We start from the raw sequence: 10,050 nt of genomic DNA on the forward strand, positions 1-10,050 counted from the left end.
TACGTGTGGGTGTCTGCTCCTTTGCGCACAGTCCTACGCCGGGTGCACGGGCGCCGCAATACCGCTCTCGGTGTCAACTCGTTGATCGTGATGGGCTCGTGACGTGAGGTCAGTCCTCTTCGATCGCCGGGCGGGTTCCATGTCCCAGCCCGTCCGGCGATCGAGGACGAAATGACGAAATAGCTGAACAATTGCAATCGCGCCCGCGGCGAGGATGCCCCGGACGGGGTGAGGGTGCCTCAGGAGTGGTGGGCCACGAGGGGAGCTATTCGTTCGGCGTTGACCGAACGGGCCGCCCGCTCCAGCGCACTGGCCAGCAGCGCCAGGTCCGTCGGTCCGTTGCCCAGCTCGCGGACCGGGCGCCGGGTGGGCGGATCGCCCATCCGCTCCCACTCCAGCGGGACGACGGTGGGCCGCAGGGTCGCGGTACGCGGAATGCGGCCCGTCACCCGGCCCCCCTGGAACGGCGTCACGCGCCCGTCCGGATGCCCCAGCCTCCCCCGGCCGGGCAGCGGGTCCTCCGGCGAGGGCGGCACGACGGGTGCGTCGAGCACCACGCGCAGCCGCGCCCCACGGGCCAGCTCCGTGTCCTCGGTGCGGTCGGCGCGGGCTGACGTCGCGACCAGATGCACGCCGAGTCGGCCGCCGTCCCTCGCAACGGCCTCCAGCGCCCGGACGACCGAACCGGCGGCGGGCCGGCCCGGGCTGCCGAGGGCCGGTGCGACCAGCGCGTCGAAGTCGTCGACCAGGACGACGAGCCGGGGCAGCGGAGACGGGCCGGGATCCACGGACCGCGCGGCGGCCGGCCGCAACCGGAGCGTGCCGCTCGTCGCCGGGTCCAGATCGCCGCGTTGCTCGGCGGCGCTCGGTGCCCGCTGGCCGACCATCCGCTGCGCCACCTCGTGCCGGACGTGCCAGTCGTCGAAGTCGAGCCGCCCGAGCAGCTCGGCCCGCCGCTTCAGTTCGCCGCCCAGGGCCTGGGCGAACTCACGCATCCTAAGCGGATCGGACGCCGTCAAGTTCATGAACGCGTGCGGGAGTTCGGCGCAGGGCCGCAGACTCTCGCCGCGCTCGCCACCGGCGCCGTCGACGAGCAGCAGTCCGAGCCGGTCGGGCCGCGCCGCGGCGGCGAGCGAGGCGGCGACGGCGCGCAGCAACTCGGTGCGTCCACTGCCGGCTGGGCCCTCGATGAGGAGATGGGGCCCTTCGTCCACAAGATCGACGCTGAGCGCACCCCGGGGCCCGGCGCCGAGAACGACGACGGGCCGGGCGGCGACTGCGACGGCCGTGGCGTCGGGGGCTGGGGCGGTGCAAGCTGCAGCGGCCCCGACCGAGCTCGCGCCCTCGGTCACCCGAGCGGCGACCTGCGGCGCATCGCCGCCACGGGGTCCGCTCACCCGGCTTGCGGCACGCTCGGCGGGCTCGGCACCAGGACCGGTCCGAGTACGGGAGGAGTCGCCGACCGCACGGTCGTGACGCTGCGCGCCGATCCGGGGGGCGGCGGGGTACGGGGTGCGCCCGGAGTCCGCGTCGGTGCGGGGGTACGGGGTGCGGCTCGAGGCGGACGGGTCGCCGGCCTGGTACGGGGGCCGCCCGTAACCGGAGGAATCCGACCGCGGGTACGGCGTGCGGCCTGAGCCCGGGGTGTCCGTCCCGGGGTACGGCGTTCGGGCGGAGCCGTGGCTGTCCGTGCCTGGGTACGGGGTGCGACCCGAGCCGGGGGTGTCCGTGCCTGGGTACGGGGTGCGTCCGGAATCCGACGCGTCGGCGCGGGGGTACAGGGTGCGGCCCGAGTCGCGGTTGTCCGTGCCGGGGTACGGGGTACGTCCGGAGTCCGTCGCTTCGATGCGGGGGTACGGGGTACGGCCCGAACCGGAGGCATCCGCTCCTGGGTACGGCGTGCGGCCTGGGGTGTCCGGGTCCGGGTACAGGGTGCGTCCCGATCCGGTGCCCGACAGGCTACCGTCGCCGCGCACCGATGTATGCCGTGGTGTGCCCGCATGGGTGTCGTTGCTCGCGCCGGGGTACGGGGTGCCGCCGGAGCCGGAGGTGCCCGGGTACGGGGTGCGCCCCGACTGCGACGACTCGCCGCCCGGGTACGGCGTGCGCCCCGACCCGGGTCCGTACACGTCGTCCGTCCCCAGGGCGCCGATCGCACCCGCACCGGCCGGGCGTGCGGGCGGCAACGGCGCGCCTGGCCCGCCGTCGGCCGTGCGCTGCGCGCCCACACGGGGACCCGGGCTGTCGGGGTGCTGCGCGCGGCCGGAACCGTGGGTGTCGACGGCCGGCATGTTCATACTGCCGAGCCCGTGCACCGTCGCCCCGGGCTGGTCGTCCGACGTCGACGCCCAGCGGGCCATCAGTGAGGCCGGGGTGGCCCTGGCCAGGCCCAGCTCGTCCAGCAGGCGGGCGGACGGCGGGAGGGACACAGCCGTCCGGCGGCCCGGTCCCGTCGCCGAACCGTCCGTACGCAACGGGGCCAGCGCGCGCCCGAACCGCTCCGCCCAGGCCGCCGACACCGCGTCCACCGCCGCCACCGTGCCATGGCCGGCGGCCTGCCCGCCCGCCGTGCGCAGCAGCCGCAGTGCCGTCGCCACATCGCCGCTCAGCATCGCCACCGCCCCGCACTCGCGGAACGCGATCGACGCATGGCAGGCCGCCTCGTACGTCGCCGGGACCGGCGAGGTGGGTGACGCGGCCGGGGTCTCGGCCAGACAGATCAGATGGATCCCGGCGGCCGCACCCGCGGCGGCCAGCCGGGCCGTGGTCTCGCGCAGAACCGCGGAACCGGGGTCGCCGTCGACGATCACCACGGTGTGCGGCCCCACGTACCGCCGGGCGGCCTCGGTGACCATGCTCCGGTCGACGCTGGCCCAGCCGGTGCCGAGCGGCCCGTCGTCCAGCCGGCGCACCAGCTCCGTCGTACGGGCGGTGGCCTGCTCCCGGTCGTAGGCGAGCAGCAGCCGGCAGTCCTGGCCGTGCATCGGCCGCAGATGGGGGAGCCAGCCGAGCCACGCCCATCGACGCCTGCGCTCGTCCGCGTCGCGGGCGCGGTCGGTACTGATGAGCACGATCTCCAGGTCGGCCGGGGAGTGCAGCGCGGCGAGCTGGGCGACCACCGAGCGGGCCAGCCCGGTCAGCCGCTCCCGCGGTCCTGCGAGCCCGAGCGAACCGGCCTCCCGCAGTCCCACGGTCACCGGTACCGCGGGCAGCTCGGCCCGGTCGGTGGTGCCGAGCCGGACCACCAGAGCCTCCGGATGCTCGGCGTCTCGCTCCCACAGCCGGAGGCCCGGTCCTATGGCGGTCAGCAGAACGGCCGCCGGATCGGGCCAGGTGTCCCCGACCGGCGAGCCGGACGACGGGCGCGAAGCCGCGACGGAGGACGGGGCCGGTCGGCCCACCGGGCGCGCCTCATCGGGCGCGGCCTCGTGCACCGGCTCGGCCTTGTTGCCCGCCAGCCTGCGGGCCCAGGCTCCTATCCCGCCGCGCCGGGGTGCCTCGTCGTCCGTGACCCGGCCGGCCGGACCATGCCCGCCCCGGTCACCGGCCTCGGCCGGCGTACCCCTCCCGTACGGATGGGCGACGCCCTCGCCGGACCCGAAGCCGGGCGAGACACCCGCGCTGTACGCATGACCGGAGCCGTACCCGCCCGACCCCGGCCTCGACTTCTCCGACTCCGCATCCTCCGGGAAGTTCCCGTCCTCGCCGGCGCCGCCCGCTGCCCGTGCCACCCGCAGATGGCCCTCGCCGTCCGGCGTCGTGGCCAGCGTCGGGGTACGCGCTCCCGAGGCCAGCCGCAGCGTCGACTCGCCGAGCCGCAGCAGTGCACCCGGCTTCAGCCGGACTGGGCTGTCGTGGACCTCCGTGCCGTCCAGCGAGGTGCCGTTCGTGGAGCCCAGGTCGGCGACCGAGACCCGGCCGTCCTCGGAGACCGTGACCGCACAGTGCAGCCGGGACACATCGGGGTCGTCGAGCGGAACGTCCGCGTCGGCGGAGCGGCCGATCCGGATCTGCCCGCCGTGCAGCAGATGGACGCCGCCCGCGTCGGGGCCCGCCACCACATGGAGCTGGGCCGGTACGGCATCGTCCGCCGCCTCGTCCTCGCCCGGGACCTGGAGCGACAGCACCGCCCCGTCGACCAGGGGCGGCTCACCCAGCGCGCACCGCTGCGCGTCGAGCCGCTCGCGCCCGGCGAACAGCACGACCGCACCGCCGCCGAGCGAGCCGTCCGGCCCGGTGACGGCCGCTGCGAGGTTGGAGGCCACAGTGGCGAGCGCCGTCCCCGCAGGGGCGGTGACGAGCACGTCACAGGTGCGAGCCGGGGTCTGGCCGCTGGGCGGCGCGAGGACGGTCAGCCGGATCTGCATCGCCGTCAGCGGTCCCTTCTGCGCGGGGTGCCCGGCAGGGGAAACGCCCTGTGATTCCCCCCACCCGGCACGGACGCGTCGTCCGGTACAGGTCGTCACGTACCGCGAGGATCGCGACCCCACAGTTCCGTGCTGGAGGCATCCTCGCACCTGCCACTGACAACACGCCCGGGGGCCACCTGGAATTGATCTTGGAGCGACGGCTGTGGTCCCAAAAGTGCCTGCTTGGGGCGTTCCCGGGTGCCGCGCACGAGAACCGGCCGGCTGCCCGGGACCGGTCATGGGCACGTTTGTGCGGCAACGCCGCGGCAACCATCCGTCCGGCGTGCGCGTCTTCTTCCGGACACGACGAATCACACGTTCCGGACACGACGGCTCACTCGCCGTTCACGACCGGAGAACGACCGAGCGGTGTCCCGTTCGAAGGCCGCTGAGCGGCACTAGAGTGGGCCGGAACTCCCGGGCGGCCCCCGGGGGACCGCAAGCACCACGATCAGCAGGGAGCGCATGACGTGCGGCCGGTAGGCAGCAAGTACCTGCTCGAGGAGCCGCTGGGACGCGGCGCCACGGGCACCGTCTGGCGCGCCCGCCAGCGGGAGACCGCAGGTTCCGAGGCGGCCGTCGCGGGGCAGCCCGGCGAGACGGTCGCGATCAAGGTCCTCAAGGAGGAGCTCGCCAACGACGCGGACGTCGTGATGCGGTTCCTGCGCGAGCGTTCCGTGCTGCTGCGGCTCACCCACGAGAACATCGTGCGCACCCGTGACCTGGTCGTGGAGGGCGATCTCCTCGCCCTTGTGATGGACCTGGTCGACGGCCCCGACCTGCACCGCTACCTCCGCGAGAACGGCCCGCTCACCCCGGTCGCCGCCTCGCTCCTCACCGCCCAGATCGCGGACGCGCTCGCCGCCAGCCATGCCGACGGCGTCGTCCACCGCGACCTGAAGCCGGCCAACGTCCTGCTCTCCGAGCGCGACGGCCAGATGCACCCGATGCTCACCGACTTCGGCATCGCGCGGCTCGCCGACTCCCCGGGACTGACCCGGACCCATGAGTTCGTCGGCACGCCCGCCTATGTGGCACCGGAGTCCGCCGAGGGCCGGCCGCAGACGTCCGCGGTCGACATCTACGGTGCGGGCATCCTGCTGTACGAGCTGGTCACCGGGCGACCGCCGTTCGCCGGCGGCACCGCCCTCGAAGTGCTGCAACGGCACCTCAGCGAGGAGCCCCGCCGCCCCACCACCGTCCCGGCGCCGCTGTGGACGGTCATAGAGCGCTGCCTGAGCAAGGACCCGGACCGGCGGCCCAGCGCCGAGAACCTGGCCCGTGGACTGCGTACCGTCGCGGCCGGCATCGGCGTGCACGCCAACTCGGCCCAGATCGCCGCCGCCGACGGGGTGGGCGCCCTGCTCGCCCCCGACCCGGCGCCCCCGGCCGTCCCGGGGACCCAGGGTGCGGCCGACCCGACACAGGTGCTGCCGAGCAACGCGGGTGCGTACGACCCGAACGCCGCGACCAGTGTGATGCAGCACGCCCCCGGCCAGGGATACGGGCAGGGCCAGGGCGGGTACGCCGACCCGACCGCGGTCATGCCGCCCGTGCCGACGCGCCCGGAAGGTCCGCCGCAGCCCGAGGGCCCGCACCCGTGGCAGTCCCAGCTGCAGGCGGCCCGCGACCGCAACGAGCAGACGCAGGTCCAGTACCTCGACCCGAGCCAGGACCCGTTGCGCCGCCGCCCCCAGCGCCAGCAGCCGCGGTCCCAGCAGCCCCAGCAGCAGCGGCCGCAGCACCAGCAGTACGGGCAGCAGCCCCAGCAGCAGTACCCTCAGCGCCACCAGCAGCAATACCCGCAACAGCAGCCGCAACGACAGCAGTACGCGCCCCCGCAGCAGCCGCCGCCCCAGCAGCCGGCCCCGCGCCAGCCCCGCGAGCCGAGGCAGCGCAGCGCCAACCCGACGAAGATCCCGGGCCTCGGTTGCCTCAAGGGATGTCTGTTCACCCTGGTGCTGCTGTTCGTCGCAAGCTGGCTCATCTGGGAACTGACGCCGCTGCAGGACTGGGTGGCCCAGGGCAAGAGCTACTGGCAGGCGATCGGTGACGGGATCTCGGCCGCCACCGACTGGCTCTCCAAACTGGGCGACAGCGGCGCCAACTGAGAGCGCGCGCAACCCGACTTCGTGGCTTTGTCGACTTCTGCGGGGCAATTTCGCCCGTAGAAGTGAAGGTTGGCGCCATGCAGGGCACGCAGCACCCCGATCGACGCGTAACTTTGTCGACCGGGGGTTAGTGAGCGAGGTCCATCGCCAGCCGCTGAGGGAGCAGTCTTGGCACGGAATATCGGCAGCCGGTACACCGCCCACCAGATCCTGGGGCGCGGCAGCGCCGGCACGGTGTGGCTCGGTGAGGGTCCTGAGGGCCCCGTGGCCATAAAGCTCCTCCGTGAGGACCTCGCGTCCGACCAGGAGCTGGTCGGACGCTTCGTCCAGGAGCGCGCCGCCCTGCTCAAGCTCGACCATCCGCACATCGTCGGCGTCCGCGACCTCGTCGTGGACGGCAACGACCTGGCGCTGGTCATGAACCTGGTACGCGGCACGGATCTGCGCACCCGTCTCGACCGCGAGCGCCGCCTCGCCCCCGAGGCAGCGGTCGCGATCATCGCGGACGTGGCCGACGGCCTGGCCGCCGCGCATGCCGCCGGAGTGGTGCACCGCGACGTCAAGCCGGAGAACATCCTGCTCGACATGGAGGGCCCGCTCGGCCCGGGCGGCTCGCATCCGGCCCTGCTCACGGACTTCGGCGTCGCGAAGCTCATCGACACCCCGCGCCGCACCAAGGCCACGAAGATCATCGGTACGCCGGACTATCTGGCCCCCGAGATCGTCGAGGGTCTCCCGCCGCGCGCAGCCGTGGACATCTACGCCCTCGCGACGGTCCTGTACGAGCTGCTCGCGGGCTTCACGCCGTTCGGCGGCGGCCACCCCGGTGCGGTGCTGCGCCGCCATGTCACGGAGACGGTGGTCCCGCTCCCCGGCATCCCCGAGGAACTCTGGCAGCTCCTGGTCCAATGCCTGGCCAAGGCCCCGGCCTCCCGGCTGCGCGCCTCCGAGCTCGCGGCCCGCCTGCGCGAACAGCTCCCGCACCTGGCCGGCATCCCGCCCCTCGACGTCGACGAGCCGGACACCGAACCGGAGCCGCAGCCGTACGACGAGCAGCAGTACACCCCCAACCCCGAGGAACCGCGCCGCCGCGGCGCGGTCCCGCTGGTCCCCGGCGCGGCTCCCGACTCCAACCGCGACACCCACACGAGCATGCGCGTCCCGGCCCCGGACGAACTCTCCGGCGGCCCCAGGGGAACAGCCCGGGCCCCGCGCGCCCCGGGCCAGCCCCGCCCCGGCTCGGCCCGCAACAAATCAGCCGCCATCCGCAAACGCCGCATCACGCTCGGCGCGGCGGCGATAGTGCTGTGCGCGGCACTGGGCGTCGGCGGCTGGATGGCTCTGAGCGGTGACGACGCGGGCGCGACACCACAGGACCCGGGGAACTCGGCACCGGCGGTGCCGTAGGCATCCGGAAGACCGAACGGGTCCGGCCGCTGTGGTCCCGGACACCTTGGGGCCGGCCGCCGGGGCGGCCCGGCGGCCCCGTGCGCAAGGATTCCGGGCGGTGATCAAGCAGCCCGGGGCAGGTCCGCGCCGACAGCCGTTACGCTGGACCCGTGGCAGTCGTCGATATTTCCGAAGAGCTGAAGTCCCTCTCCTCGACCATGGGGTCGATCGAGGCCGTCCTGGACCTGGATGCGCTGAGGGCGGACATCGCCGCGCTCGAGGAGCAGGCGGCGGCGCCGTCCCTCTGGGACGACCCGGACGCGGCACAGAAGATCACCAGCAAGCTTTCGCACCTCCAGGCCGAGGTCCGCAAGACCGAGGCCCTGCGCGGCCGCATCGACGATCTCGGGGTTCTCTTCGAGCTCGCCCAGGACGAGGCCGACGCCGACACGCTCGCCGAGGCCGAGGCGGAGCTGGAGTCCGTCAGGAAGGCGCTCGACGAGATGGAGGTCCGTACCCTCCTCTCCGGCGAGTACGACTCCCGTGAGGCGCTGGTCAACATCCGGGCCGAGGCCGGTGGCGTCGACGCCGCCGACTTCGCCGAGAAACTCCAGCGCATGTACATCCGCTGGGCCGAGCGGCACGGCTACAAGACCGAGGTCTACGAGACGTCGTACGCGGAAGAGGCCGGCATCAAGTCGACCACCTTCGCCGTGCAGGTGCCGTACGCCTACGGCACGCTCTCCGTCGAGCAGGGCACCCACCGGCTCGTCCGGATCTCACCCTTCGACAACCAGGGCCGCCGCCAGACGTCCTTCGCGGGCGTCGAGGTGCTGCCGGTGGTCGAGACGACCGACCACATCGAGATCGACGAGTCCGAGCTGCGCGTCGACGTGTACCGCTCCTCCGGCCCCGGAGGCCAGGGCGTCAACACGACCGACTCGGCGGTGCGCCTGACCCACCTGCCGACCGGCATCGTCGTCTCCTGCCAGAACGAGCGCTCGCAGATCCAGAACAAGGCGTCCGCGATGAACGTCCTCCAGGCGAAGCTCCTTGAGCGCCGCCGTCAGGAGGAGCAGGCGAAGATGGACGCGCTCAAGGGCGACGGCGGCAACTCCTGGGGCAACCAGATGCGTTCGTACGTCCTCCACCCGTACCAGATGGTCAAGGACCTGCGTACGGAGTTCGAGATCGGCAACCCGGAAGCGGTCTTCAACGGCGAGATCGACGGCTTCCTGGAGGCGGGCATCCGCTGGCGCAAGCAGCGGGAGAAGTAACAACCAGTTCGCGCGTGTACGGCGGTGCCGGGGCCCCACAGGGTTCCGGCACCGCCGTTTTCGGTACCCGGCGGACACCGTGGCGCGTGCGGAATTCCGTCGCCCGAAAGGGAGTTGGGGCCGCGAGTTGCTTAGGCACCGTGGTGGGTGCGTCACAGTCGTGATTCTGATTGGCGGTCAACTGCTCGCAAAACGGTGCACATTGCACGGAACAGGCTTGACGTAGTCCTTAACTCTGGACAGGGTGCTACTGCAGCATGCGTATGTCTGGGACGGGTGTGGGCGGGGGAGGGCGGCTTGGCTACGGCACTACGTGGCCCGGCAGGCCGAGAGCGCAACCCCTGGCAGAGCCGTGAGCCCGCATATGGCTGCTCCATTGACGAGAACAGCTACTGGGGGTAGCAGCAGATGACCAAGAAGACGCGAGTCCGCGTCGCGCGGATAGCCGCGGGTGCGGTAATCGCCGCGGGTGCTTCGCTGACCGCTGCCGGTGCGGCGCAGGCCGTCGGCATCGGTGTCAACATCGGCGGGCTCTCGGCCACGGCCGAGGCCAATGAGGACGGTCTCGATGTCGGCCTGGGTGTCCAGGGCGGCGATGTGGCCGGCGGTGTCGACACCGGCGGTGCGGCTGACAACGGCGGTGCGGCCGACAACGGTGGCGCGGCTGACAACGGCGGTGCGGCTGACAACGGCGGTGCGGCTGACAACGGCGGTGCGGCTGACAACGGTGGCGCGGCTGACAACGGTGGCGCGGCCGACAACGGCGGTGCGGCTGACAACGGCGGTGCGGCTGACAACGGCGGTGCGGCTGACAACGGCGGTGCGGCTGACAACGGTGGCGCGGCTGACAACGGTGGCGCGGCT

The 10,050-nt window shown here is 73.1% G+C and carries 4 protein-coding genes and 1 pseudogene; 4 read left to right on the top strand and 1 reads right to left on the bottom strand.

Features of this window, described 5'->3' with window-relative positions; translation table 11 throughout:
• Positions 1-239 precede the first annotated feature (239 nt).
• Complete coding sequence (locus tag ACFYP5_RS23745; RefSeq protein WP_389039391.1) at positions 240-4,367, bottom strand: FHA domain-containing protein; 4,128 nt, start codon at positions 4,365-4,367, stop codon at positions 240-242.
• A 512-nt stretch (positions 4,368-4,879) separates the two neighbouring features.
• On the opposite strand from ACFYP5_RS23745, the gene ACFYP5_RS23750 reads away from it, so the two are divergent.
• From ACFYP5_RS23750 to ACFYP5_RS23765, 4 genes and pseudogenes are all read left to right on the top strand, one after another.
• Positions 4,880-6,520 (top strand): serine/threonine-protein kinase, encoded by a 1,641-nt coding sequence (locus ACFYP5_RS23750; RefSeq protein WP_389039395.1) that lies wholly within the window; start codon positions 4,880-4,882, stop codon positions 6,518-6,520.
• A gap of 168 nt (positions 6,521-6,688) precedes the next feature.
• Positions 6,689-7,927 carry a serine/threonine-protein kinase gene (locus tag ACFYP5_RS23755; RefSeq protein ID WP_389039398.1) on the top strand — a complete coding sequence of 413 codons (1,239 nt, stop codon included), beginning with the start codon at positions 6,689-6,691 and terminating at the stop codon, positions 7,925-7,927.
• A 152-nt stretch (positions 7,928-8,079) separates the two neighbouring features.
• Positions 8,080-9,186, top strand: coding sequence for a peptide chain release factor 2 (gene prfB / locus ACFYP5_RS23760; RefSeq protein ID WP_030922913.1), 1,107 nt, complete (start codon positions 8,080-8,082; stop codon positions 9,184-9,186).
• 408 nt (positions 9,187-9,594) lie between these two features.
• A pseudogene (locus tag ACFYP5_RS23765) lies at positions 9,595-10,050 on the top strand (hypothetical protein); the annotation flags it as partial.

The sequence above is a fragment of the Streptomyces sp. NPDC005262 genome, assembly GCF_042872425.1.
Classification (GTDB): Bacteria; Actinomycetota; Actinomycetes; order Streptomycetales; family Streptomycetaceae; genus Streptomyces.

Bases quoted from the DNA above. Each gene is read 5' to 3' on its own strand.
- ACFYP5_RS23745 (WP_389039391.1), bottom strand. From the start codon at position 4,367: ATGCAGATCCGGCTGACCGTCCTCGCGCCGCCCAGCGGCCAGACCCCG.